A 25,507-nucleotide genomic window follows, 5' to 3' on the forward strand; every position below is an offset into this window, starting at 1 on the left:
CGACGCTACAGTATATACCGCGACAAATCCCGACGTTGCTGAATATCCTGAAGCTTGTCCTGGACATAGGCGCCGTCCACGATCACCTGATCGCCTGAGCGTTCCGAGGCCTCGAAGGAGAGGTCGGAGAGGATCTTTTCCAGGATGGTGTACAATCTGCGTGCGCCGATGTTCTCCGTGTCGTCGTTAATCTTCTGGGCGAAGCCCGCCACCTCTTCCAGGGAGTCCGGGGTGAATTCCAGGGCCACGCCTTCGGTGCCCAGCAGGGCCATGTACTGCTTGGTCAGGGCGTTTTCCGGCTCGGTCAGGATGCGCAGGAAGTCTTCCTTGGTCAGCGCGGACAGTTCCACACGCAACGGAAAGCGGCCCTGCAATTCCGGAATCAAATCCGAGGGCTTGGACATATGGAACGCGCCGGCGGCGATGAACAGAATGTGGTCCGTGCGCACCATCCCGTACTTGGTATTCACGGAACTGCCCTCCACCACCGGCAGCAGGTCCCGCTGCACGCCTTCACGGGATATGTCGGCCTTGGACGCTTCCCGACTGCTGCAGACCTTGTCGATCTCGTCCAGAAAAACGATCCCGCCCTGCTCGACCCGCTCCCGGGCCGCCTCCATGATCTTGTCCATGTCGATGAGTTTGTCGCTCTCTTCCTGGATCAGCAGTTCATAGGCGTCCTTGACCTTGACCCGACGCTGCTTGCGGCGCTGGGGAAAAACCCGGCTGAACATGTCCCGAAACTGCATTTCCATGTCCTCCAGACCGGGCATGGCCATGATCTCCACCTGGGGCGAGGAAGCCTTGACATCCAGTTCCACCAGCCGCTCATCCAGCTTGCCGTCTCGCCACAACTTACGCAGCTTTTCCCGGGTTGAATCCTGACCGGCGTCGCCCTCGCTCTCCAGGGCCGGGCCATTGGTGGGGGGAATGGTGGGCGAAGCCTGTTGCGGCGGCTTTTTGGCCGGCAGAAGCAGGTCCAGCAATCGTTCTTCGGCCAGCTTCTCGGCCTTGACCCGAACCCGCTCGGTTTCCTCCTTGCGCAGCATGGACACGCCGATCTCCATCAGATCTCGGATCATGGACTCCACGTCCCGGCCCACGTACCCGACTTCCGTGTACTTCGTCGCCTCCACCTTGATGAACGGCGCACTGGCCAGCTTGGCCAGCCGCCGGGCGATTTCCGTCTTGCCCACGCCGGTGGGGCCGATCATGATGATATTCTTGGGCGCGATTTCGTCCCGCAGTTCCGGGGCCAACTGCTGCCGACGCCAGCGATTGCGCAGGGCAATGGCCACCATCCGTTTGGCGTCCTTCTGGCCGATGATGTAACGGTCCAGTTCCGATACGATTTCACGGGGGGTTAAATAGCTCATCAGGTGGTCGTCTCCTTCTTGGCCTCGTCCTTGCGCAATGATTCCAGGCTCAGTTGGTCGTTGGTAAACACGCAGAGTTCCGCGGCAATGGCCATGGACTTGCGCACAATCTCCTCGCACTCCAGCGAGGTGTTCCGGGCCAGGGCCCGGGCCGCGGCCAAGGCGTAGCTCCCGCCGGAACCAATGGCCGCAACGCCGTCGTCCGGCTCGATCACGTCCCCGGTGCCGCTGAGCAGCAGGATGGACGTATCGTCGGCCACCAGCAGCATGGCTTCAAGCCGCCGCAAATACTTGTCCAGCCTCCATTCCTTGGCCATTTCCACGCTGGCCCGGACCAAATTCCCGCCGTACTCCTCCAGCTTGGCCTCGAAGCGCTCGAACAGCGTCATGGCGTCCGCCGTGGCCCCGGCAAATCCGACTATCACCCGATCCTTGAATATTTTCCGAACCTTGCGGGCCTTGTGCTTCAGGGCTACGCTCTGGCCCATGGTCACCTGCCCGTCTCCGGCCATTGCCACCCCGCTCGCATCCCGCACGGCGAGAATGGTCGTTCCGTGTAAGTCCATTACTTGCTCCTCAAGTGCTCGTTTGAATAAAAAAAGGAAAGATCAGCCTTTTTTTGATTTAATCACGGCCCGCGGCTTGCTGCCTTCCTGGGAGCCCAGCAGGCCGTCCTTTTCCATTTGTTCGATGAATCGGGCCGAGCGATTGAAGCCGATCCGGAAGCGGCGCTGGAGCAGGGAGATGGAGGCCCGGCCCTGTTCCAGGACGAATTCCACGGCCTGGCTGTAGATGGGGTCATCCACCACGTCTGAGCCCTCGGGGCCGGGGCCGTTATTGCCGCCGACTTCTTCCTTGGCCCACTCGTTGAAATCCAGTTCAAAGCTGGGCGGTTGCTGTTCGTGCCAGGCCTTGACCACGGCGGAAATTTCATCGTCGCCGACGAAGGCCCCGTGCATCCGCTGCAACTTTCCTGCACTGGGCTTGAAAAGCATGTCGCCCTGCCCCAGAAGATGTTCCGCGCCCACGGAATCCAGGATGGTCCGAGAGTCGTGCTTGGAGGTGACCTGAAAGCTGATCCGGCAGGGGAAGTTGGCCTTGATCAGTCCGGTGACCACGTCCACCGAAGGCCGCTGCGTGGCCAAAATCATATGGATGCCCGCAGCCCGGGCCAATTGGGCCAAACGAACGATGCTCACTTCCACATCCTTGCCCGAAGTGAGCATCAGGTCCGCCAATTCGTCGATGATGATCACCAGGTACGGCATGGGCCGATGCTGTTCGGCCTCTCCCGGCGGCAGTCCGACGAGCTTTTGTTGGTAGGACGAGATATGCCGCACGCCCAACGCGGCCATGGCCTCGTAACGAGCGTCCATCTCGGCCATGGCCCAGTCCAAGGCGCTTTTGGCCAGGGACATATCCGTGACCACGGGATGTACCAAGTGGGGCAAGTCCGCGTAAACGGCCAACTCGATCCGTTTGGGATCCACCAGCAAGAACTTGACTTCGTCCGGTCGGGCCTTGAACAGAATGCTCACGATCATTGCGTTCAGGCCCACGCTTTTTCCGGCCCCGGTGGCCCCGGCCACCAGCAGGTGCGGCATGCGGGCCAGATCCGCGACCATGGGCAGGCCTTCGATGTCCTTGCCGATGGCGATGGTCAGTTTGGATTTGGATTTCTGAAAGGCCTCGGACTCCAGGATATCCCGCAACCAGACCGACTGGCGGTGCTCGTTGGGGATCTCCACGCCCACGGTGTCCTTACCCTGCAACGGGGCCACCACCCGCACCGATGCGGCCTTGAGTCCCAGGGACAGATCATCACTCAGACCGGCGATCCGACTGATCTTCACCCCCGGCGCGGGCTTGTATTCGAACATGGTGATCACCGGACCGGGCTGGATATTCTGGACCTCGCCCTGAACCCCAAAGTCTGCCAGGCAAGCCGACAAGGACTTGGCCATCTCCTGCAGGCGCTGCGGGGAGGTGCGCGGTTGCTTGCGGTCCGGGACGGCCAAAAGGTTCAAGCTCGGAAAAAGCGCTACGCCCTTCTCCCCCAAAGCGAAATCCAGCTTTTCCGTGACCGCCGCCAGTGGATCTCGCTCTTTTTTCCCTTCCTTGGGTTTGGCGGCCCGGCTTTTTCCGCCGGAAACATAAAACTCCTCCAACAGGGACGGCGGCATGTCGCCGCCGTTCTTCCGCTTGCCGGGCTTGCCTTTGGACGGGCGTGGCCGGGAAGGGCGTTTGGCCCACTCGGCCAAGGCGCTTCCCCAGGTGGTCCAGTAGACGCCGAACAATAATTGCGAGGCCAGAAAGACCAGAAACAGCCACAACAGCAAGGCTCCGCGCTCATGAAACAAAACCATGCTCAAAGCGTGGAGTTGGTCTCCGAAGTAACCGCCGCCTTGAATCCCCGACACGACGATCCGTTCCTGAATCCAAGGGTGACTGGCCGCGGCCAGCAAGGCGAAACACAGCAGCAGCGAACCGATCCAGCGCCACCACGGGACCCGGAACACGCTCCAGACGCAGGCCAGTCCCAACCAGGTCAGGAGCGCCGGAAACACGAACGCCAAAAGCCCGACCAGGTCCACGAACAGACCGGCCAGGTAGGCCCCGACGACCCCGGCCTGGTTATGAATGGACTGGGTGCTTGTGGCCTGCTGGTTGAAGGACGGGTCCTGGGGATGGTAGCTGAACAGGCTGAGAGTGAGAAAGGCGGCGACGAACAGCAGGGTCAGGGCGCAGATTTCCCGGAGCAGTCGCGTTTCATTTTCCTGGGGGGCGTCGGCGGTCACGGCGGAAGGACTCATACCAGTCCGTTGAAAAACTCCCAATTGCCGCGTCGCCGTAAAGCGTTCAAACTCTCACGTATGGAAAAATACGCCTCGATCTTGAACACTTTTTGCTTCGTGCATTTGGATTTTTTTAACGAACTGCCGGATAAGGTCATTTCAATACTCAGACGAGTGATCGAGCGAGTCTAGGGCAAGGCATCCATTAATCGCGGCTGATATAGGTCCCGGAACGGGTATCGACCTTGATCTTGTCGCCTTGGTTGATGAACAATGGAACGTTGACGGTCAGGCCGGTCTGAACCACGGCCGGTTTGGTGGAACCGCTGACCGTGTCGCCTTTAAGGCCGGGCTCGGTTTCGGTCACTTTCAGCACCACGGAGGCCGGCAGGTCCATGTCGATGGCCTGCCCCCGGTACAGCAGCACTTTGACCTGCTGACCGTCCAGTAGATAACGGCCCTTTTCCCCGGCCTGCTCCTCGGTCACGCTGAGTTGCTCGTAGGTGGTCATGTCCATGAACACGTATCCCGTGCCGTCGTGATACAGGAACTGCATTTCCCGAGATTCCAGATCCGGTTTGACGAACTTTTCCCCGGAGCGATAGGTCTGGTCCAGGACCCGACCCGTGAGAATGTTGCGCAGCTTGGTGCGCACGAAAGCTCCGCCCTTGCCGGGTTTGACGTGCAGGAATTCCACGATTTCGTAGGGCGTATCGTCGATTTCAATTTTCAGTCCGCGCTTGAAGTCGGTCGTCGAAGGCATGGCGTTGGTCCCATGGTTAAAGAGGTTGGAGATTATGATTGTTCGGCAATGGCAGATGTCCACCGCAACCAGAGCGTCTGCACGGCCAGGGCGTAGCTGAGTAGGCCGAAACCGGAAACCACACCGATGCAGTGCGGGGCGATCAGGCTGGCATGCCGGATGGACTCGGTTCTGGCCAGAATGTTGCTCAGATGCACTTCCACGCAGGGCAGGCCGATCCAGGCCAGAGAGTCGGCCAGGGCCAAGCTGGTATGCGTGTAGGCCCCGGCGTTCAGTGCCACGCCGTAGACGTCCTCGTTGCGGGCCTGCTCCAGACGATCGATGATTCGTCCTTCACCGTTGGCCTGAAAAAAAAGCAGTTCCACCTCGTCCACGGCCCGGCCCATCAAGGTTTCCAACAGGTCCGGCAGATCGCGCATGCCCTGAGTGCCATAGATGTCCGGCTGACGCTGGCCGAGATGGCCGAGATTGGGGCCGTTGAGGACGAGAATGCGACAGGTCATGAAAGGAAACGCTCCCTGAAGGCTGCTGTTTCAGGAGGATACGAGTCGACGCCCGCCGCCTTGATCACGGACGACCAGTTGAGGCGTGCACCGCGAAAGAATAGATAAATCTAGCTGGTTGTCCAGAAAATCGCAACCTAGCGGAAACTGACGGGAGCGGTCAGCCGGAGACGTTCAAGATTGGAAGCGGAAAGACGACCGGGAAACTAGCATCCGGTCGTCTTTAATGGTTAGGTTTGATCAGCGATTAAGCTGCATCCACGGGATTTGACGCGTCGATATTCAAGTCCGTCGACGCCGTTGCCGTATTCACCGCCGATTCCGAACACCGCGCCGCCTTGCGGCCTTCGTGCCTGGCGAAAACCAGGAACCCGGTATGGGCGACCATCCGGTCGTCCGGACGCAGTCGTTCGGCCACGGGCTTATAGCGGCGCAGGAATATCTCCAACACTTCCACATCCTCGAAAGGCGCCTTTTCGAGGCCGACCAGCAGGGAGCTGACCTGGTTGGTGGTGGGCAGCAGGAAGCCCACCGGCGCTCCGGGCATGATCGCGGCCACGACCTGGTCCAGAAAGTCCCAAGGAGTGCGCACGTCCAGAAACAGGGCGTCCACGTTGGTCTGCAGGAAGCCTTCGGCGATATTTTGGTTGAACTGCTCCACCCGTTCTCCCAGCCCCGACCAGCTCAGATTTTCGCCGCACAACCTGTAGAACTCCTCACGCTGTTCATAGGTGTAGACCCGGCCGTGATCCCCGACATACCAGGCCAGGGCCGTGGTCAACGCGCCTGAACCGCTGCCGGCTTCAATCACCCGGCATCCCGGCGCGATGCCCAACTTAAGCAGAATATAACCGATTTCCTTGGGATAGATGATCTGGGTCCGCCGCTTAAGCATCTTGACCATGTCGTAGAGGCTCGGCTTGAGCACCCGGAAGGGATGGCCGAGATGGGTGCGCACCTCTTCGCCGTACCCGGACTGAAGCAGGGCCGCGTGTCCCAGCACCCCGAAGTGGGTCTGCATGGTTTCGCCCTCGCGAACTTTTCGAACGTAACGCTTGCCTTGCGGACAGACCAGCATTACCAGATCACCTGGATTGAGCATATCGCCTCCTGAAGATAAAGAAGTGTGCTGGTATGTGCTGAATCCGGACGTGTCAAGGCCAAACGCCCCGTCATCCCCGTCCAGATCGCCGGGAACGCCGACGGTCGCCACTCCGCCTTGAAACCACCAAATTCTTTTTCATCCATCGGGAACCATCAAACACCCCATGCAATTCAAAACCCTTTACGGTCCGGTTCGATCCGGACGCCTCGGACTTTCCCTGGGAGTGGACCTCTTGGGCAAGCGCATCTGCTCCCTGGACTGCGTCTATTGCGAGGTGGGCCCGACCCGCGTCCATACTCTGGAACGTCGGGTATACATGCCCGCCCGGACCATTTTGGAAGAACTTCACTCTTGGAAACGTCAGGGCTTACCCAAGCCCGAGGTCATCACCCTGGGCGGCTTGGGCGAACCTTGCCTGAACACGGAGTTGGAAGAAATCATCGTCGGCAGCAGGGCCATCTTTCCTGATATCCCCGTGGCCGTGCTGACCAACTCCACTTTGCTTCACGACCCGTCCGTCCGGCGGGAGTTGGCCACGACCCAGATGGTCCTGCCCTCCCTGGACACCCTTGTTCCCGAGGAGTTCGTCAGGATAAACACGCCCTGTTCCGGCGTCAGCCTGGAAAACATCACCTCCGGCCTGCTGGAACTGCGCAGCCGATACTCCGGAAGAATCTTCCTGGAAATCCTGTTGGCTCGCGGCATCAACGACACTCCGAAGAACTTGACTCTGCTTCGGGACTTCCTGCCCAAGCTCGGACCGGACCGGGTAGACGTGGTCACCATGACCAGACCGGGAGCTTCCCCCCTGGCCGAGGCGGTGGATCAACGAACATTGACCGCATGGCGTGTCGAGTTGCAAGGAACGACCGATCCAAAACAGGACATCGAGCAGCCCGCCGCAATTCAGGCCCAGGACCAGATACAGGGTGTGGCCCAGGACTTGACAACTGATGCCCAACGCGAGTTGGTGCTGAACTCCCTGCGTCGCCGTCCGCAAACCATCGACCAAGTCCGCGAGGCCCTGGGACTGGGCACGGAGCAAACCCGCGCCGTGTTCGCCGACCTGACTGCCCAGGGCGCGATCCAACACGCCCAGGAACTCGGCGAGGATTTTTTTCAGGCCGCTCCCTGAAACCCTTTGCGACCCACTTCCGTTTCATGAACGGAAGAATTCATAATTTTCAATATTTTCAAAAGGAAAAATCATGGCTCCAACAAAAAAACGCAAGAAAATGTTCATCAGCGTATTGCCTGGTGAGCAGGTCGAGTTGATTCTGGCCGAGGACGCCAAAATAACCGACTATTTCATTGAAATGCTGCACCAGGCCAAAACCAAGGGCAACATTTACAAAGGCACCGTGAACAACATCGATACAGCCCTGCAAGCGGCGTTCATCAATTACGGCGAGGCTCGCAACGGTTTTCTGCAAATCGACGAGGTCCACCCCGAATACTACCTCAAGGAACACAACCCGGACAGCGGCCGCAAGTACCCCCCCCTGCAAAAGGTGCTCAAAAACGGCCAGGAACTGCTGGTCCAGGTGGTCAAGGAACCCACGGTGAACAAAGGCGCCTTCTTGACCACCTACCTCTCCCTGGCCGGTCGCTTCCTGGTGCTCACTCCGGGACAGGACCAACTCGGGGTTTCCCGCAAGATCGAGGACGACGAGGAACGCACCCGGCTCAAGGAAATCCTCCGGGAACAGGATCTGGGCGAGGGCATCGGCCTGATCGCCCGAACCAACAGCATGGGGCAGAGCAAGACCAACCTGCTCAAGGACCTTCAGTACCTGAAACGGCTCTGGAAGGACGTGCGCAAGAAGGGCATGACCGAACAGGCCCCGGTACTGATCTACCAGGAAAAGGAACTGGCTTTCCGGGCCGTGCGGGACTACCTGACCTCGGAGGTGGGCGAAATCTGGATCGACCACCCGGAAACCATGGAGCTGGTCATGGAATTCGTGACCCTGACCTTTCCCCGCCGGCAGAACATGGTCAAGCTGCACGCGGACACGGACCGCACCCTCTGGGAGCGCTTCAACCTGGAAAAACAGTTGCAGCAAATCTTCGGCCGCGAGGTACTGCTGCCCAGTGGCGGACGGCTGGTCTTCGACCAAACTGAAGCCCTGATGGCCGTGGACGTCAACTCCGGAAAGATCAGCGGCAGCAATTTCAACGAAATGGTCTTCAAGACCAACATGGAAGCGGCTCAGGAGATCGGCCAGCAACTGAGAATGCGCGACGTGGGCGGGCAGATCGTGATCGATTTCATCGAAATGCGCGACCCCAAGCACCGCCGGGAAGTGGAAAAGGAACTCAAGTCCTCACTCAAGGCAGACCGGGCCCGGGTGGACGTGGGCCGGCTCTCCAAGTTTGGCCTGCTGGAAATGGTCCGCCAGCGCCTGGGCTCCTCGGCCCTGTCCATCAGCTCCGAGCCCTGCCCGCACTGCCAGGGTTGGGGACTGCAACGCAACATCGAGTGGCGCGCCCTCCAGGTCTTGAAGGACATCTACCGCAAACTGCGCTCCAAAAACTGCCCCATGCCACTGGAGTACCGCACCGAGGCCGAATTGGCCTTGTACCTGCTGAACCACAAACGGATCATGCTCAAGGACTTGGAGGACCGCTTCCAAAATTCGATTCTCGTGCTTACCGAGAAATGTCCGGGGTAACGAACCGCGTCACCCTGCTCCACGTCTGCTGCGGACCGTGCGCCTTGGTGCCGGTGCAAACGTTGCGAGAGCAGGAGGAGGAGGTCGTGGGGCTGTTCACCAACCCGAATATCCACGGCGTGGAGGAGTATTTCAAGCGACGGGAGGCGGTGCTTCAGGCCGCCCAGAATCTGGACTTCCCGGTGATCTGCCTGGATGCGGAGTACGACCCGCGCCTTTTTTTCCAGGTCGTGCATGGCCGGGAGGACCACCGCTGCCCCGCCTGCTACCGGCTGCGCCTGGAGCGGGCCTTCGCTTACGCCAAGGAACACGGTTTCTCCTCCGTAAGCACCACCCTGCTCTACAGCATTTACCAGGATCGGAATGCCATCGTGGCCATAGGCAGAGAGCTGGCGGACCAGACAGGAATCCGCTTCCTGGACCGGGACTTCCGTTCCGGCTGGCAAGCGGGAATCGACCTGTCCCGAGAATGGGGGCTGTACCGTCAGAGCTACTGCGGCTGCCTGTACAGCGAACTGGAGCGCCGCCGCAAAAAGCTGAACCGGCTGGCGGACAGCTCCAGTCCGGCATGAACTTCGTGCATGTTACTGTATATCCACATCCCCTTCTGCCGGAGCAAGTGCGGCTACTGCTCCTTCTTCTCGATCCCCGACCCCGGCGCGGCCGACCTGGACGCCTACCTGAGCCACCTCGAAGCTGAAATCGCCCTCTGGGGGAGGCGGCTGGACCGGACCGGAGTTCGGCGGCCCATTTCCTCCATCTACATCGGCGGCGGTACGCCCAGCCTGCTTTCCCTGGGCCAGATGGAGCGCATTACCGCGGCCCTGACTCGGACCTTCGACCTGGCTCCGGGTCTGGAATGGAGTCTGGAAGCCAATCCGGATTCCGCCGCCGACCGGGACTACCTGCGCGGCCTGCTGGCCCTGGGCGTGAACCGGCTCAGCATGGGCCTGCAAAGCCTGGATAACAAAAAACTGGAAGTGCTGGGACGACGGCATCAAGCCGTTCAAGGCATGAAAGCCTTTGACCTGGCCCGCCAAGCGGGCTTCGCGAACATCAGCCTGGATATGATCTGGGGCTTGCCAGGACAGAGAGCCCTGGAATGGCTGCGTGAGCTGGAAACCGTGGTCAAGCTCCAGCCCGACCACCTCTCCTGCTACGGTCTGACCCTGGAAGAAGAGACGCCCCTGGCCCAGGCCGCAGCGAACGGAAAAATCGAGCTGCCGCCCGAAAACGAGCAGGCCAAGATGTTTCTGCAAGGGGCGGAGTTGCTGGAATCAAAGGGCTACCTGCACTACGAAATTTCCAACTTCAGCCGGATGGGCTTCGCCTGCCGCCACAACCAGGGCTACTGGCAATCCCAAAGCTACCTCGGACTGGGAGCCGGAGCGGTCTCCACCCTGGGCGGCCTGCGCTGGGATAATCCCAGGAACCTGAAGGAATACGCCGAGCAGGTCCGCACGGAGCGCATCGGAGAAACCTCCGCGCCCCTCACGCCCGCGGACAAGGTCAAGGAACTGGTCATGCTCTCCCTGCGCACCACCAAGGGGCTGAACCTGAACAAGTACCGGGAGCATACGGGCCAGGACTTCCTGCGCCGGCACCGCCGTTTGATCCAAGTGCTCCGGCAAAACGACCTGATCCGGGTCCACTCCGGCCTGCTGCGCCTGACCAGATCCGGGATGCTGGTCAGCAACGCCATCCTCGAACGCTTCCTGCAGGACATCCCCGACCATCTTCCGAACGGCACACGGGATCACCCCCCCGCATCGGACTCAGGATCGAAATCGCAATCGAAATCGTAATCGAGAAAGCCAAGCATATCATGGAACGATGGCGGTACCGATTTCGATATCGATTGCGCCCCCGCACACCTCTCGGCTCTCCACGCCATATTGAACACTGACCATACTCATGCAAACCTGGTATCTCTACTCCCTGCTGGCCCTGCTGCTTCTGGGCGGACAGCGCTTTCTGTACAAGGTGGCCGCGGCCAAGAACTGCGGCACCTTCCTGACCACCTTCTGCTTCATGATCACCGTGGCCGTGCTCAGTTCCGGCCTGCTGGTCCTGTTCCCGCCGATCGTGCCCAGTCTGACCTTCCTGGCCCTGATCTCCCTGGCCAACAGCCTGACCTTCGTCAGCGCCACCCTGGCCCACATCCAGGCCCTGAAGCACATGCCCGCCACCGTGGCCTATCCGTTGATCCGGATGAACATCGTGCTGGTGATCCTCTTTGCCGTGGTGTTTCTCCAGGAACGGCTTGAGCCCCTGCAAATTCTGGGCGTCGCGCTCTCCTTGGCCACCATCTGGGTGCTTGGAAGGGACAGCGCGCCGGACAGCAACGCCCGGACCAAGACCAAGGGGCTTTTTCTTGTTTTGCTGGCCATGCTGGCCGGGGCCCTGTCGGCCATCAGCTCCAGGTACGCGGCCCAGCATACGGACCTGTTGGCCTTCATCGCCCTGTCCTACGTCTTCTCCACTCTCTTCACCCTGGCCCTGGCCCCAAGGATGTTCACCCCAGACCAAGCCCACACCGTCCCCCACACCGCACCCCGGGGCTCACGCAAACTGGCCGCGGGCATCGGCCTGGCCATGGGCCTGCTCAACCTGGCCGGGTTCTACCTCTTCCTGAAAGCCCTGGCCCTGGGGCCATTAGCCATCGTGGCCTCGATCAACGGCATGCACTTCCTGGTGGCCGTGGTGCTGTCCGTGCTGATTTTTCGAGAAAAACTGAACCCGAGCCGTCTGCTGGGGCTGGCCCTGGCCATTGTCGCCATCGTGCTGTTGCGGGGCTGATGGGGAATGCCGCGCGGGATCAGAACAGGAACCCCACAACGTACCGTCCGCCGGAAAAAACCAGGATGAAGGCCAGCAGCCATTTGATGGCCTGGGCCGGGACGAATTTTTGCATTCTCGCGCCAGCGTACATGCCGATCATTCCGCCCACGCCCATGAGGATGCCCAGAAGCCAGTCCGGAGCCACGGCCATGTCCGGATACAACGGAGCGATGGCCTGATAAAAGCCCGTGGCCACCACCGACGTAATCAGCGTACCCATGAGACAGGCTCCGGCGATGGTGTACACGGGCAACTGGAACACGGCCACGAAAAAGGGAGCGATGATCGCGCCGCCGCCGATGCCGTACATCCCGCCGACAACTCCGACAATGGCGCTGAGCCAGAAAATGCCCATGGTCGGGGCGCTGATTTTTTCACCGTAGAATGAGTAGTCGATGGTCTTCAACCCGAAATGATCAACGGTGATCCTGGGCAGAGGCTCATTGGACGCGGCCTCTTTCTTGCGAAACCGGCTGACCAGTTCCTGAAACCGTTTTTCCGAGGAAGCCTTGTCCTCTCCGGGAGGTGGCCCCTTGATCAACGAGCGGACCATAATGAAACCGATATACAGCAGCACGAATCCGGCAAACACCTTGAAGTGAGTCGGATCGGGGAGGTATTGGACCCGCAGGATGACGCCCACCAGCACCCCGGGCACGGTCCCGGCGATGACCACCCAGGTCAGGGGCCAGACCATCCGGCCTTCCCGGATGAAGCGGTATACCCCGCTGGGAATGGCCACGATGTTGAAGAGGTGGTTGGTGGCGCTGACCGCCGGGGTGACGAAGCCCAGCACGCTCATCTGAAACGGCAGCAGCAGATTGGCTCCGGACACGCCGCCCATGGAGCAGACGAAGGCCACGGCGAAACCAGCGACCAAGGGAATCCAGGGGGCCACTTCGATTCCGGCGACGGGAAAAAACATGAAAACCTCCTTGGTTGGCGAAAAAGTCCGTACATGCCTTCAGCCCTTGAGGAGGCTTTCGGCATGCACGCCACGTAAGCCATGAACACGAAAAATATTGATTGCGTGTCAATTCGCGGCTACACCGGCGAGGATGGGCATGTCAAGGAGCACGTCCTTTGTCAGATCTGCAAAGAGCGTCGGTCTTGCCGCTGTCCAGGGGATTCATTTTTTTGGCTGGGGAACATGCCTTTGGAACCACTCCAGGTTGCGGCGCATGGCGTCCCGGAGCAGCTTGGGTTCCTCGGGCATATGGCCGCTGCGCGGATACACGACCATTTCCACCGGCGTCCCATGCTCGATGAGAGCCCGGTGGAGTTCCATCGCCTGGGTCAGGGGAACCATGGAGTCCTCGGCGCCGTGCTGGATCAGGACCGGTGTGGCGATGTTGGGCGCGTGAGAAATGGGCGAGCGGGCAAGGTACAGATCCCGCTTTTCCCAGGGGCTTCCCATCAGGTACATGGAAACCAGATTCCAGAGGCTGCTGGTCCCGTACATGCTGACGAGGTTGGTGATCCCGCCGCCGAGGGACGCGCCCTTGAACCTCTGGGTCTGGGCGATGGTCCAGGCGGTCATGTAGCCGCCGTAGCTCCAGCCCATCACCCCCAGGCGGTCCGGGTCCGCCAATCCGATGTTGATCAGATGGTCCACTCCGGCCATCAGATCCTGATAATCCATACCGCCCCAGTCCTCGACATTGGCTTTTCGGAACGCGGCCCCGTAACCGCCCGAGCCCCTGATATTCGGTCGGAGAATCGCATACCCCTGGGCGGAGAAGGCGGCGTACGGGTAGACGTAGGACATGGGATAGAAGGTGGAGCCGCCGATGAAGTCCTGGGATGAGGTGCTGGCGGGGCCTCCGTGGATCGCAACCAGCAGGGGTTGCATCTCCCCGGGCCGGTAGCCGACCGGGTAGGTCAGGAGTCCCTCGATCTCGTGACCGTCAGTCGATTTCCAGCGTACGATCTCGGTCCTTTCCAGCCCCTGGAGAGGCAGGTCTTCGTTGATGCGACTAAGTTGCTTTGGTTCGAAGACGTCCAGAGGCGAGACGTATACCTCTGGAGGCTCGGAGCTGTTCTGGAAGGTAGAATCCCACGGATGTCCTCGAGCTGTTCAGCCTGATCCCAGCCATGACTCCGCCCAGGGCGGACAGATCTTCCGGCTCCCGACCGTCCGCGGGCAGAACCGAGAGCGCGGTGCTTGTTCCCCGGTATTCCCAAAATAACAAAAAGTCGCCGTTTGCGGACCAGCCCAGCAAATGAGGCCTTTGGTCCGGCGTTTCGGCCAGACGTCGCGGAAGCCCCCCTTCGGCTGGAATCAGGAAGACCGCAAAAGCGCTGAAGTCGCAAGGAGGTAGATCTGATGCGATGTACGCGATCCAGCGGCCGTCAGGGGAGTACAGAGGGCTCTTGTTCATGGCCGGATCATGCACCAAGGGGGTGACTATTCCGGTTCCCACGGCGACGGTGGAAATGTCCGAAAAGAAGGAATTCGCCGGTTCAGGACTCGGAACGTGGGAAAAGACCATGAAATACCCGTCCGGAGACCAGTCCCAGTCCAAGACGCTGAAGCCCCCGGAAGTCACCCGGACGCCCGCTGAACGCGGCCCGTCGTCCCCCGAAGTCGCCGCCCCCGTGGGTGGACTCCACGGCACGATCCAGAGGTGTTTCATCCGGAAGGACTTCCCTTTGACCTGAGCGTCGTCCCGGGCCTTTTGAGCCGCCTTGGCGTTGTCCGGCAACGGGTCTGGAGCACGGAAGCCCAGGGAGCGTGAATCCGGTGCCCATTGAAAATCCAGAACCTCGGTATCCACGTCCGACACCTGCACGGATCGTCCACCCTCGGCCGGGATGATCCAGATGTTGGCGTCTCCGGACATGTCGGACAAAAAGGCGAGCCACCGCCCGTCAGGAGACCATCTGGGGCTGAACCAGACCGACTCCTCATCGCTGATCAGGGTGGCCTGGCCTCCTCCCGCGGATACAAACACCTGCCGCTCCCAGGCGCTCCGGTCGTCCGTCATGACGGCCCGTTTGACTACGTACGCCGCGACTTTTCCATCCGGGGAGACGTCTATGTCGCTGATCACGACGACGTTCAGGGTGTCGTCCACGGACCAGCCGTGGGCCTGGACGGGGACGCAAAGCAGAATAACAAAAACAGCCAGAGAATGGATCAGAACCGCCCCACTGGCCAAGGTCGCCAAGTGCGAAGTGTTTATGCGGAAAGAACTGCTCATGGACTCTCCTTTGCTGTGTTCCCATATACGTCTTGACTATCCTCCCCTGCAACCGCTTGGCCATGGTTTGTCGGGGGAATCGCCGGACCATGACCACCGGGATCAGGTATGCCAAGTGATGATAGATGATCATGGATTGAAAATGTCCGTGGCGCTACCGCCTAATAAACTTGGTGCGAAAGGACAAATCAATGGCCGGAGAAATTCAAACATTTTCTTTTAATTCAAAACACTACCAGCAAACAGCAAAGGGATTTGTCCGGAGCTTTGGGACATATCTCCGACATGTTTCACTGTTCACATTATTGCTTCAATATCAAATGTCGTTTACAGGCGCTTCGACAAAGGAGGTTATCTTGACAAGTCTCAGATCTACGGAAGCAACATCTTTTGGATCGGTTTTCCTGCTAGTGTGGACAGACGGAATGTTTCTCTTTTTCAACACGTTGCTGGCTTAAGCCCTGTAAAAACGTTTTCCATGGGTTTTCGTTCAATCTTGAATGTGCTCTTCAATCAGGGGGATATGATATGGAACATAGGCGAAAATGGCCAATACTGTTACTGATGGTAGCACTGTCCCTGGCGTTTAGCACGGCAACCCTTAGCGACCAAGCCTGGGCTAAGACGCAGGTTGAGCAGATCAAGCAGGCCAATGATCTGCTCCGTGCGGCGGAACGCAATATGCATGGAGGGAAGGCTGATCTAGCCCTGGCGGATCTGGTCAAGGCCGGTACTCTGCTTGAGGCTGCAAAGGCTGGAGGCGAAACGCCACAGCTGAAAACCGCCTTGAATAAGCATGTTAAGCTACTGGCCGATGTTCAGCGCCGCACTGGACAGAAGCAAGTCGATTCCGCCCAGCCGCAGGCTTCGCCCGGAGAAAAGGCTACAGTCAAAATGCCTGCGTCCGTGTCCCGGCAGTTCCTGGAGCTGAACCGGGAAATGAACAGAACCAGGTCAAGCCTGAGCTATGACCAATGGTGGGATTTAGCGCCCAGCATGCGCGAGGGTCGTCTTCAAAGCGCGGACGAGAACCTGGCCAAGTTCCGGACCCAACTCGACGAACTGATTGTCGGCCTTGATCCTGCCCTGGCCGATGCCCTGCAGGTTCAGGAAAATAAAGCACTGTTAGCAGAAATTGTTTCATGGCGTGAACGTCGGGGTTCGGAAACTGAGCCGGTTGCGGATGTGCAGCCAGCAGTGGCCGAAGCCCTGGCCATCGAGGAGAAATTGCTGGCCCTGCATACCAAACATAAAGATCGTTTTGTGGGGGTGTACGGTTCAACCATGATCAACGAAAGTCTACTGGAAGCCCAGTTCAAGCAAGGCCGCGACACTTTGGCTCAACTGGATGCCCTGGAGAGCGAGGTAGTGCCGACCATTCAGCCTGTGTTGGCTGTTATTGTTGAGAAATACGGCGACAACCCCATGGATATTGATAATTCGCTCTTTGCCCTGGGCCTAAAGAACGATCATTTTTTTGGTGGAGCCTTCCGAGAACTCTACTCAGGTTTGGAAAACATCCGCAAGTCCAGACAAGCCACCGGGCAGGACATGGCGGGCAGGGCAGGGCAGACCATGAGCGGCATTGCCGGGTACTCCGAGGAAATCCGTCTACAGAGGCTGGCTGAGGCGCGGGAGCAGCTTATTCTCGGAAAGGCTTTTGATCCGGCCAACGCAGAGATCAATAGGCTGTTGGGAGAGATGGATATTCTGTATGCCGACATCAGCGCAAGCATTGAAGCCGATGTGGACGCGCGCACTTGGGTCGGCGACATCAACGACTTTCCCGGGCCGGGGTTGCCGAATGAACTGACCGGGAAGGCCCTTGAGTATTTCCGGAGCCACCCCAGTTGGAATCCATCCGGTAAGGGCGTTGAGGTACTGGCTGTTGCCCTTCGAGGCCCCTGGGCCGTGGCAACTAGCGATATTTTCGGACGGGTTCTTCAGTGGCGCCTGCCCATCCATATAGCCATCACCAACACGGAAATGAAGGCCGAAAACATTGCCCGTGTTTATGAGTTAAGCATTCTAACCAACCAAGGGGTGCCAGGCAACGAGGATAAGAAGCCACCCTTTGCCGACTACTGGGTCGGCAACAGCTGGAATATGCGCCTGGATAAAACGCCGATCCAGAAATAGTTTCGGTAAAAACGCCCGGGGCTCAAGACCCCGGGCGTTTTTTATCGGGAATGGAATGTATCAATGAAAGTGAGATGAAGCGTTTGGGGGAAGCGGTCCACGGATAACCTAACGGCGGGTTGCCTGACGACCCTGCCGTCTCCAAGCCCCCGGCCTACGAACCGCCCCCATGTCCGAATGGCCTGAGCCCGGACAGGCGTTCCTCGATGCCGTATCTGGACAAAACCTCTTCCAGATCGTATCTGGACGGTATATCGTCAAATCCACTCCAGCCATGAAGGCTTCGTGGAGTTCCTTGCCGATTTCCATCACATGTTCGGGGGTGTATTCGTGTTCCATGGCGAATCCTCCACATCAGTCAGAACCCTGACGTCCACCGGAGTCAGAAGCTGCTCCGACATCCGGGACAAGATGAACTTCCAGCCTGCATCCCACTGCCTGGGCATACTGGTTCGCCCCGGACAGCGCCCACCCGGACCCGGGCCCGCGCCTGGTGCGATCCGAACCCTGAACCCGGCCTCTGGCCGTGGCCATTCCAGGAGAACAGCCATGATCCCGTTCCGCCCCGTTTTGCTCCTGCCGCTTCTGTTTTGCCTCCTGTTCCTGACCCTGCTCTTGCCCGGCTGCGCCGAGCAGCAGCAACCTGGCTCGGGCCAACAGAGCGGAGCGGACGGCCTGGCCGCGATGGAATCGGCTCAGCCCCAGCCAGCCCCGGCCCTGGACTTGGCCCTGGACCTGGAACAGGCCCGACGGGACTTTGCCCGGACGCCCTTCGAGGTGCTGGGCATCGGCGAGCGGGAATGGAACGGGGAGCCTGCTTTGGCCGTGTCCTTTTCCGTGCCCCTGGACCCGGATACGATCCTGGAGCGGCATCTGGACGTGCTGGACAGCGCGGGGCAACCCGTGGCCGGGGGCTGGCTGCTTGATCCGTCCGGTGCCGTGGCCCTGTTTCCGTTCATCGAACCCGAAGCCCGCTACCAGGTGCGGGTGTCCAGGGGGGTGAAAGCGCTCACCGGCAGCGAGTTGGACCGGGACCAAGAACAGTGGGTGACCAGCGCGGCCCTGCCTCCGGCGGTCCGCTTCACCAGCCGAGGTGCCCAATTTTCTCCGGAACTGACCGACGGCCTGGAGGTCGAGGCAACCAACGTGGCCGCGGTGGATCTGGACTTGTGGCAGGTACGCGCGGAGCATCTCAGCTCCTTCGCGGCCAAGCCCCTGGGCGGCCACGTGTCTGACATCCAGAATCTGCGGGAGATCGCCGACCTGCGCTATAGCGGGCGGTTCGACCTGGACGCCCCGGCCAACCACCGGGTGCGCCGACTGCTGCCGCTGCGCAGCCTGCCGCCCCTGGCCGAGGCCGGGGTCTGGATGGCCGTGCTCAAGGCGGCCGGGGATTATCCCTGGCAGTACCAGTCCACCTGGTTCACGGTCAGCGACCTGGGCCTGCACGTGCGCCGGTACGAGACCCAGACCCTGGCCTGGGTCCACGGGCTGACCAGCGCCGAGGCCCGGTCCGGGGTGCGGGTCCAACTGCTGGACGCGCACGGCACGGTGCTGCGCGAGGTGCGCAGCGACGACCAGGGCGCGGCCCTGTTTCAGGGCGTGGAGCCCGAGGCCGCCCTGGTCCTGGCCCGCATGGGCAGCCAGTTGGCCATGGTCTCCCTGAAACGGCCGGCCCTGGATCTGACCGAGTTCACCCTGCCCGCCCGGCCCCAGCGACCCCAGGAACTGTTTCTCTACGCCCCGCGGGACATCTACCGGCCTGGGGAAACCATGATCCTCAACGCCCTGCTCCGGGATCACGACGGCCGACGCATTGCCGACCAGCCGGTCCAGCTTGTCCTGACCCGCCCGGATGGCCGGACCTACCGCACCTTTGCCTGGCAGGGGGACGACCAGGGCTTCTCCACCGCGCAGGTGGCCCTGCCCGGCGACGCCCTGACCGGCAGATGGCGGTTCCAGGCCACCCTGGGTAACGGCGACACCTTCACCTATCCCGTGCATGTGGAAGATTTCCTGCCTGAACGGATGCGCCTGATACTGAGGGACGATTTGGCGGACGGCCTGGCCCAGGATCAGGCCCAGGATTTGGCCCAGGATCTGGCCCAGTCACCCATGTTGTCCATGGTCCCGACCCTGGAGATCCACGGCGAATACCTGTGGGGCGCGCCGGCCGCGGGCAACCGCGTGGAAACCACCCTGCGGGTTTCCGGCGCACGCAAGCTGTCCGCCAGGTTTGCCGATTTCCTGTTCGGTCCGGCCTCGCCGGGGCCGGATGAGACCCTGGAACTACCTGTCCAGATCCTGGACGAGTCCGGTCGGACCGTCCTGGAACTGCCCAACCACTGGGCTGAAACGGATCGTCCGATCCAGCTCCAGGCCATTGTCAGCCTGTTTGAATCCGGGGGGCGGCCCGTGACCCGATCCTGGCAAAGGGTGCTCTGGCCGAGTCCGACCCTGGTGGGGCTGCGGCCGCTCTGGACCGGCCCCATTGCCGATCCCCACGGTCAAGCCGGTTTCGAACTGATCCACGTGGACCCCGAGGACCGCCTGCTGGGCCTGGACATGGTCCGGGCCGAGCTGATCCGGGAGGACCAGGACCACTACTGGCGCTGGGGCGATGACGGCTGGCGCCGCCAGGAAAGCGAGGAGGAGCAGACCGTTTACGCCCGGGTACTGGGCTGGGCCGACGGAGAACGGGCCAGCCTGGACGTGCCGGTGGAGTACGGGCGGTACCGTCTGGAGCTGCGCGACGTCCAGGGTCGGCTCCTGGCCGCGCACCGTTTTTTTGCCGGCTGGCGCTGGGACGGGGACCAGGACGACCAGGGGGCGCGACCCGAACAGGTTGCCCTGCACTGGGACGCCTCGGCCTATGGCCCGGACGATATGGCCGGCTTGACCCTGGAAGCGCCTTTTGACGGCCATGCCCTGGTCACGGTGGAAGGCCCGACCCTGCTCTGGCAGGGCACGGCCCAGGTCCGGGACGGCCGGGCCGATATCCGCATCCCAGTCTCGCCCTCCTGGGACCGGCACGACTTATACGCCACGGCCCTGGTGCTACGGCCCGGCCAGCGCACCCAGTCCGAAACGGAGCAGCGCATGCCGCGGCGGGCCTGGGGCCTGCGCCACCTGCCCCTGGACCGGTCCTCACGGGATTTGCGGTTGACCATTGACGCGCCGGACCAGGTTCTGCCGGATACGCGGCTGAACGTGGTCGTCCAGGTTCAGGCCCCGCTGACAAAAAAGGATATGGGCGATACCGTGGCCGTGACCCTGGCCGCGGTGGATGCGGGCATTTTGAGCCTGACCGGGTTTGCGCCCCCTGACCCTTTGGCCTGGTTTTTCGGGCCCCGGAGCTACAGTCCGGCGCTACGCGACACCTACGGCGACCTGGTGGAGATCAGCCGGGCCGAGGCCGCGCGTCAGCGCTTCGGCGGCGACGCGGACCTGGCCCGGGGCGGGGACGCGCCCTTGAGCGAGGTCCAGGTGGTGGCCCTGTTTTCCGGCAAGGTGCTTCTGGATAACGACGGACGGGCCGAAATCCCCCTGGATCTGCCCTGGTTCAACGGCGAGGTGCGCCTGATGGCCGTGGCCTTCGATGATCAACGGGTCGGCAGCGCCGAGCGCCCGGTCAGGGTGGCCGCGCCCGTGGTGGCCGAAATCAATCTGCCCCGGTTCCTGGCCCTGGGGGATCGCATCGATGCCGTGTGGGACATCCAGAACCTGCTGCCCGAGGCCCGGGAACTGGAAGTGACCCTGGAAGGCGACGCGGCCCTGGGAGCAAACCGGGTCACGGAGGTGATCACCCTGGAGGCCTCCGGACGGACCCGAATGCATCTTCCGGTCCAGGCGAGCCAGACCCAGGGCCAGGATTCAACCCAAGGCCGGGGCGAGCTGCGCCTGAACCTGCGCAGCCGCGACGGCCAAGAGCCGGAAATCCTCATGGACCGGACCTGGTCCCTGGGCCTGCGGCCGCCCTATCCGGCCCAGCGCCACGTACGCCGCTGGATGGTTCCGGCCGGGCAAGGGCTGGTTCTGCACGACCGGACCGAGGCTTCCGCCGAGTCCCTGGCCGCGGACCTCCAGCTGAACACCCTGCAGGGGCGACTGGTCATTTCGTCCATCCCGCCCCTGGATCTGGACGACCAATTCCAGCATCTGGTGGAGTACCCCTACGGCTGCCTGGAGCAGACGGCCAGCCGACTGTGGCCCTTCCTCCTGGGTAGGGACGAGGACTGGCGGCGCTACGTTGCCCTGCATCCGGACCACGCCCTGGCCAAAGACCGGGCCCAGGTCGTGCGGCAAACCGTGGAACAGGGCATTGGACGCATTGCCGGGATGCAGCGTTACGACGGCGGTTTCGGCGCATGGCGCAACGACAGGGAGGAGGCGCACTGGCTGACGGCGTACGCCGCTGACCTGCTCTTGACGGCCCGGGATCACGGCCATGCCGTCAATCCGGAAATGCTGGACAAGGCCTTGCAGCGTCTTGGCCGGTATGTGGGAGCCGAACAGGGGATTCCGGGCGAGGGCCGCTGGCACAGCGAAGCCCCGGAACACTATCGCCTGGCCTACCGGGCCTATGCGGCTTTGGTCTTGTCCGGGGCCGGTCAGGCCAGACTGTCCGCGGTGCGCCAGATCTACGACCGGCACGCCGACGCGGCCCGATCCCCCTTGCCCCTGGCCCAGTTGGCCCTGGCCCTGGAGCGGCTGGGCGACGTGCGCCGGGCCGGGGAGGCCTGGCAAAAGGCCCTGGCCTGGACGGACGTGCGGCCCGTTTATGGCGGGGATTACGGCTCCCCGGTACGGGATCTGGCCTGGACCCTCCTGCTCAGCCAGGAGAGCCGCCTGCTGGCCCAGCCCGATCAGCGGGCCGTGCAGCCCTGGAATCTGATCTTCCCCTTGCAGCAAGCCCTGCGCGATCAGCAATGGCTGTCCACCCAGGAGCGCATGGTCCTGTACCGGCTGGCCCTGCTTCTGGAGCAGCGCGGCGGCGACCCATGGACCGCGGAGCTGTTGGTGGTCCCGCCCCATGCGACGACGGACGTTCACATCAATTTGCCTGTCTCGGCTGAACGGCAATGGTCGGATCACTGGTCGGCCGGAACCTGGCCGGCGCGACTGGAACTGATCAATACCAGTAACGGCCCGCTCTACGTCTCCGGGGTCGTACAGGGCTATCCCGCCCAAACCCCGCCTGCGCGGAGCCAGGGAATCGAGGTGGATCGACAATACTACGACCTGCAAGGCGAGCCCCTGTCCCTGAAGAACCTGGCCAGCGGAGACTGGGTTCTGACCCGGATCAGGGTGCGGTCCGCGACGGGAGCCGCGCTGCCGGACGTCCTGGTAGCTGACTTCCTGCCTGCCGGCCTGGAACTGGACAACCCGGCCCTGACCGGGGCCACTTCTTTTGACCAGGTCGTGGTGGAAGGCCGCCAGGTGCAGGACTGGATGCAGCAAACACGGCTGGCCCACCAGGAATTCCGGGACGACCGCTACGTGGCCGCGGTGGCCCTAGCGGGCCGCGAAACGGCCGAGCTGTTCTACCTGGCCCGAGCCGTAACCCCCGGACGCTTTACCGTACCCCCGACCCAGGTGGAGGACATGTACCGGCCCATGCTGCGGGCGGTAGGAGGTACTCCGGGCGTGGCGACCGTCAGGGAGCGGGGAGTGCCGGGAGATTGAACCGTAACCCAGCCATGCTGCCACGCACCCGCCACCCCCTTTTCCTGGGCCTGCCCTTGGGCCTGTCCTTGGGCCTGTCCTTGGGCCTGTTCGCGGCCCTGATCTGCGCCGTGCTTTGGAATCTGTCCCTGGCCTTGTTTCTGATGCTGGACGCGGCCTTGCCCTTGCGTCTGCCCGAGGAGCAGGGCCGGGATTTTGCCCAGTTGGTCGCCGACGCCCAGGGCCGACCCCTGCGGGCCTTTCCGGACGCCGACGGCGTGTGGCGCTATCCGGTCGCGCCGGAGGACGTCTCGCCCTTGTACCTGACTGCCCTGCTGGCCTACGAGGACCGCTGGTTCTTCCATCATCCCGGGGTCAATCCCCTGGCCCTGCTGCGGGCCCTTGGGCAGTGGGGCCGGTACGGGCGGGTCGTGTCCGGCGGCTCCACCCTGACCATGCAGGTGGCCCGCATTCTCCACCCCCATCCCCGCAGCCTTGCGGGAAAGACCGGACAGATGTTCCGGGCTTTGCAGCTGGAGCGTCGGTTCTCCAAGGACGAAATCCTAACCCTGTACCTGAACCACGCGCCCTTTGGCGGAACCCTGGAAGGGGTGCAGGCGGCCAGCTACGCCTATCTGGAAAAGCCCGCCTCCAGCCTGACCCATGCCGAGGCCGCGCTGCTGGCCGTGCTGCCCCAGCGGCCCAGCGCCTTGCGCCCGGACCGCCACCCGGAACGGGCCGTGCAGGCCCGGGACAAGGTGCTCCAGCGCCTGGCCCGAACCGGGCAATGGTCGGCCCGGGAGATCGACGAGGCCCGCATGGAGCCGGTCCTGGCCGGGTTCGAGGCCCGGCCCCTGCTGGCCCCTCTGCTGGCGGACAGGCTGCGGGCCGCGCATCCGGATCGGACGGTGATCGCCACCTTCGTGGACAGCGGCTTGCAGGCCGCTGTCCAGGATCTGGCCGCGGACCACATCAGCGGTTTTCCGCCCGGGACCTCGGCCGCGGCCCTGATCGTAAACAACGCCGACCTTGCCGTGCTGGCCTATATCGGCGCGGCCCGCTACGGCGACGAGACCAGCGCTGGGTTCGTGGACATGGTCCAGGCCGTGCGCTCGCCGGGCAGCGCGCTGAAGCCGTTCATCTACGGGCTGGCCCTGGACGAGGGCCTAGTGCATGCCGAATCCCTGCTCCTGGACGCCCCCCTGGCCTTTGACGGCTACCGCCCCCAGAATTTCGACGCCCGTTTCCTGGGGCCGGTCAGCCTGAGCGAAGCCCTGCAACGCTCCCTGAACGTGCCCGCTGTACAGATTCTGGCTGAACTCGGGCCTGGCCGCTGGTTCGCCCGGTTGCAGCATGCCGGCCTGGATGTCCGGCTGCCGGCCCGCGCCCAGCCCAACCTGTCCATGGCCCTGGGCGGGGTCGGGGTGCGCCTGGATCATCTGGCCGGGGTCTATGCCGCCCTGGGTCGGGACGGCATGGCCGGCCGGATCAGGTTCACGCCGGATGAGCCGCTTGCGGAGCGTCGGCTGATGTCCCCGGAAGCGGCCTGGATCATCCACCACGTCCTGCGCGTTCCCCTGGAGCAGTCCGGCGAGTTGCACCGCCTGACCCGCACCCGCCTGCCCACCGTGGCCCACAAGACCGGCACCAGCTTCGGCCATCGCGACGCCTGGGCCGTGGCCGTCACGGCGACCCATACCGTGGCCGTGTGGATCGGTCGGCCCGACGGCGCGGCCCTGGCCCACAACACCGGCCGCGTCTCGGCCGTGCCCCTGCTGCACCGCCTGCTGCTCCTGCTGCCCCCGGAAAGCTGGCAGCCGCCGCCACGGCCCGCGAATGTCATGTCCGCGGCCATCTGCTGGCCCCAGGGCACCCTGGCCTCGCTCCAATCCCCGGAAGACTGCCATCGCCGCCGCCAGGCCTGGCTCATTGACCAAACCGCCCCGCCAACCCTGCGCGACCCCCTGCTGGCACCCGGGGAAACCCTACGCCAGCAGGCGCGGAGCAGCCCGGATGCCGACCACGGCTCTGCCGCCAGGGAACCGCAAACCATCCAGCTCTGGCCGCCCACCCTGGAGCCCTGGCTGCCCGAACGCTGGCAGCGGGCCAGCCTCCTGCCGCGCTTCGACCCGCTCCAGGCCCGGCCCGAATCACCCCGCGGAAGGCTGCTGGTGCAAGGCATCCAGCCCAACGCCGTACTCAGCCCCCTGCCGAGCCGGTCCTCAATGCCCGACCTGCACCTGTCCGCCATCGGAGTCCAGGGCGAGGCCCACTGGTTTCTCAACGGCATCTGGCAGGGCCAGACCTCGGGCCAGGGTCCGGAACACCACTGGACCCTGTCCGCGCCTGGCCCGGGCGAACAGCGATTGGCAGTTATGGACCAAGCCGGGAAATTCGAACAGGTTTCCTTCAGAGTGCTGGAGCGGTGAGGCTTTTCCCCATA

Annotated in this window: 18 protein-coding genes; 8 read left to right on the plus strand and 10 right to left on the minus strand. The window is 62.3% G+C overall.

Annotation, left to right across the window (positions count from 1 at the left end; all coding sequences use genetic code 11):
* Window positions 1–5 precede the first annotated feature (5 nt).
* The 6 genes from hslU to C6366_RS08535 form a co-directional block, all read right to left on the minus strand.
* Window positions 6–1,376, minus strand: coding sequence for an ATP-dependent protease ATPase subunit HslU (gene hslU / locus C6366_RS08510; protein ID WP_304481807.1), 1,371 nt, complete (start codon window positions 1,374–1,376; stop codon window positions 6–8).
* Window positions 1,376–1,942 (minus strand): ATP-dependent protease subunit HslV, encoded by a 567-nt coding sequence (gene hslV / locus C6366_RS08515; RefSeq protein ID WP_107737016.1) that lies wholly within the window; start codon window positions 1,940–1,942, stop codon window positions 1,376–1,378. The genes hslU and hslV overlap by 1 nt, the downstream gene beginning before the upstream one ends.
* A gap of 42 nt (window positions 1,943–1,984) precedes the next feature.
* Window positions 1,985–4,174: a DNA translocase FtsK gene (locus tag C6366_RS08520; RefSeq protein WP_233248436.1), complete on the minus strand. Its 2,190-nt coding sequence runs from the start codon at window positions 4,172–4,174 to the stop codon at window positions 1,985–1,987.
* A gap of 202 nt (window positions 4,175–4,376) precedes the next feature.
* Entirely contained in the window at window positions 4,377–4,934 is a 558-nt protein-coding gene (gene efp, locus C6366_RS08525) for an elongation factor P (protein WP_107737020.1), read from the minus strand.
* 32 nt (window positions 4,935–4,966) lie between these two features.
* A complete protein-coding gene (locus tag C6366_RS08530) occupies window positions 4,967–5,437 on the minus strand; it encodes a type II 3-dehydroquinate dehydratase (protein WP_107737022.1) in 471 nt (156 codons plus the stop codon).
* A 247-nt stretch (window positions 5,438–5,684) separates the two neighbouring features.
* Window positions 5,685–6,539 carry a tRNA (adenine-N1)-methyltransferase gene (locus tag C6366_RS08535; RefSeq protein ID WP_107737023.1) on the minus strand — a complete coding sequence of 285 codons (855 nt, stop codon included), beginning with the start codon at window positions 6,537–6,539 and terminating at the stop codon, window positions 5,685–5,687.
* A gap of 166 nt (window positions 6,540–6,705) precedes the next feature.
* Here C6366_RS08535 and C6366_RS08540 point away from each other — a divergent pair, with 166 nt between their 5' ends.
* The 5 genes from C6366_RS08540 to C6366_RS08560 all read left to right on the plus strand — a co-directional run bounded on the left by C6366_RS08540 (window position 6,706) and on the right by C6366_RS08560 (window position 12,016).
* Window positions 6,706–7,677, plus strand: coding sequence for a radical SAM protein (locus C6366_RS08540; RefSeq protein WP_107737025.1), 972 nt, complete (start codon window positions 6,706–6,708; stop codon window positions 7,675–7,677).
* 73 nt (window positions 7,678–7,750) lie between these two features.
* The gene (locus tag C6366_RS08545) at window positions 7,751–9,217 is read left to right on the plus strand and encodes an Rne/Rng family ribonuclease (RefSeq protein ID WP_107737027.1); all 1,467 of its coding nucleotides are present in this window, start codon (window positions 7,751–7,753) and stop codon (window positions 9,215–9,217) included.
* Complete coding sequence (locus C6366_RS08550) at window positions 9,205–9,789, plus strand: epoxyqueuosine reductase QueH (RefSeq protein ID WP_107737029.1); 585 nt, start codon at window positions 9,205–9,207, stop codon at window positions 9,787–9,789. Before C6366_RS08545 ends, C6366_RS08550 begins: the two co-directional genes overlap by 13 nt.
* A 9-nt stretch (window positions 9,790–9,798) precedes the next feature.
* The gene (hemW, locus tag C6366_RS08555; protein WP_107737031.1) at window positions 9,799–11,022 is read left to right on the plus strand and encodes a radical SAM family heme chaperone HemW; all 1,224 of its coding nucleotides are present in this window, start codon (window positions 9,799–9,801) and stop codon (window positions 11,020–11,022) included.
* 109 nt (window positions 11,023–11,131) lie between these two features.
* Window positions 11,132–12,016: a DMT family transporter gene (locus C6366_RS08560; RefSeq protein ID WP_107737033.1), complete on the plus strand. Its 885-nt coding sequence runs from the start codon at window positions 11,132–11,134 to the stop codon at window positions 12,014–12,016.
* Window positions 12,017–12,035: 19 nt separating this feature from the next.
* Here C6366_RS08560 and C6366_RS08565 read toward each other — a convergent pair whose 3' ends face one another.
* The 3 genes from C6366_RS08565 to C6366_RS08575 all read right to left on the minus strand — a co-directional run bounded on the left by C6366_RS08565 (window position 12,036) and on the right by C6366_RS08575 (window position 15,261).
* The gene (locus tag C6366_RS08565; protein WP_107737035.1) at window positions 12,036–12,983 is read right to left on the minus strand and encodes a sulfite exporter TauE/SafE family protein; all 948 of its coding nucleotides are present in this window, start codon (window positions 12,981–12,983) and stop codon (window positions 12,036–12,038) included.
* Window positions 12,984–13,187: 204 nt separating this feature from the next.
* Window positions 13,188–13,910, minus strand: a complete 723-nt coding sequence (locus C6366_RS08570; protein ID WP_107737037.1) for a S9 family peptidase — start codon at window positions 13,908–13,910, stop codon at window positions 13,188–13,190.
* Between the two features lie 124 nt (window positions 13,911–14,034).
* Complete coding sequence (locus tag C6366_RS08575) at window positions 14,035–15,261, minus strand: PD40 domain-containing protein (RefSeq protein WP_107737038.1); 1,227 nt, start codon at window positions 15,259–15,261, stop codon at window positions 14,035–14,037.
* Window positions 15,262–15,789: 528 nt separating this feature from the next.
* Here C6366_RS08575 and C6366_RS08580 point away from each other — a divergent pair.
* On the plus strand, window positions 15,790–17,400 hold the full coding sequence (locus C6366_RS08580) for a hypothetical protein (protein WP_146164800.1): 1,611 nt from the start codon (window positions 15,790–15,792) through the stop codon (window positions 17,398–17,400).
* Window positions 17,401–17,708: 308 nt separating this feature from the next.
* Here C6366_RS08580 and C6366_RS19565 read toward each other — a convergent pair whose 3' ends face one another.
* The gene (locus C6366_RS19565) at window positions 17,709–17,951 is read right to left on the minus strand and encodes a hypothetical protein (RefSeq protein WP_158269701.1); all 243 of its coding nucleotides are present in this window, start codon (window positions 17,949–17,951) and stop codon (window positions 17,709–17,711) included.
* Here C6366_RS19565 and C6366_RS08585 point away from each other — a divergent pair.
* Together C6366_RS08585 and pbpC are read left to right on the plus strand one after the other, a co-directional pair.
* Entirely contained in the window at window positions 17,950–23,085 is a 5,136-nt protein-coding gene (locus tag C6366_RS08585; protein ID WP_158269702.1) for an alpha-2-macroglobulin, read from the plus strand. The genes C6366_RS19565 and C6366_RS08585 overlap by 2 nt on opposite strands.
* Window positions 23,082–25,493, plus strand: a complete 2,412-nt coding sequence (gene pbpC, locus C6366_RS08590) for a penicillin-binding protein 1C (protein ID WP_146164801.1) — start codon at window positions 23,082–23,084, stop codon at window positions 25,491–25,493. Before C6366_RS08585 ends, pbpC begins: the two co-directional genes overlap by 4 nt.
* Window positions 25,494–25,507 lie beyond the last annotated feature (14 nt).

Origin of the sequence: Desulfonatronum sp. SC1, from assembly GCF_003046795.1 — a bacterium.
Lineage (GTDB): Bacteria > Desulfobacterota > Desulfovibrionia > Desulfovibrionales > Desulfonatronaceae > Desulfonatronum.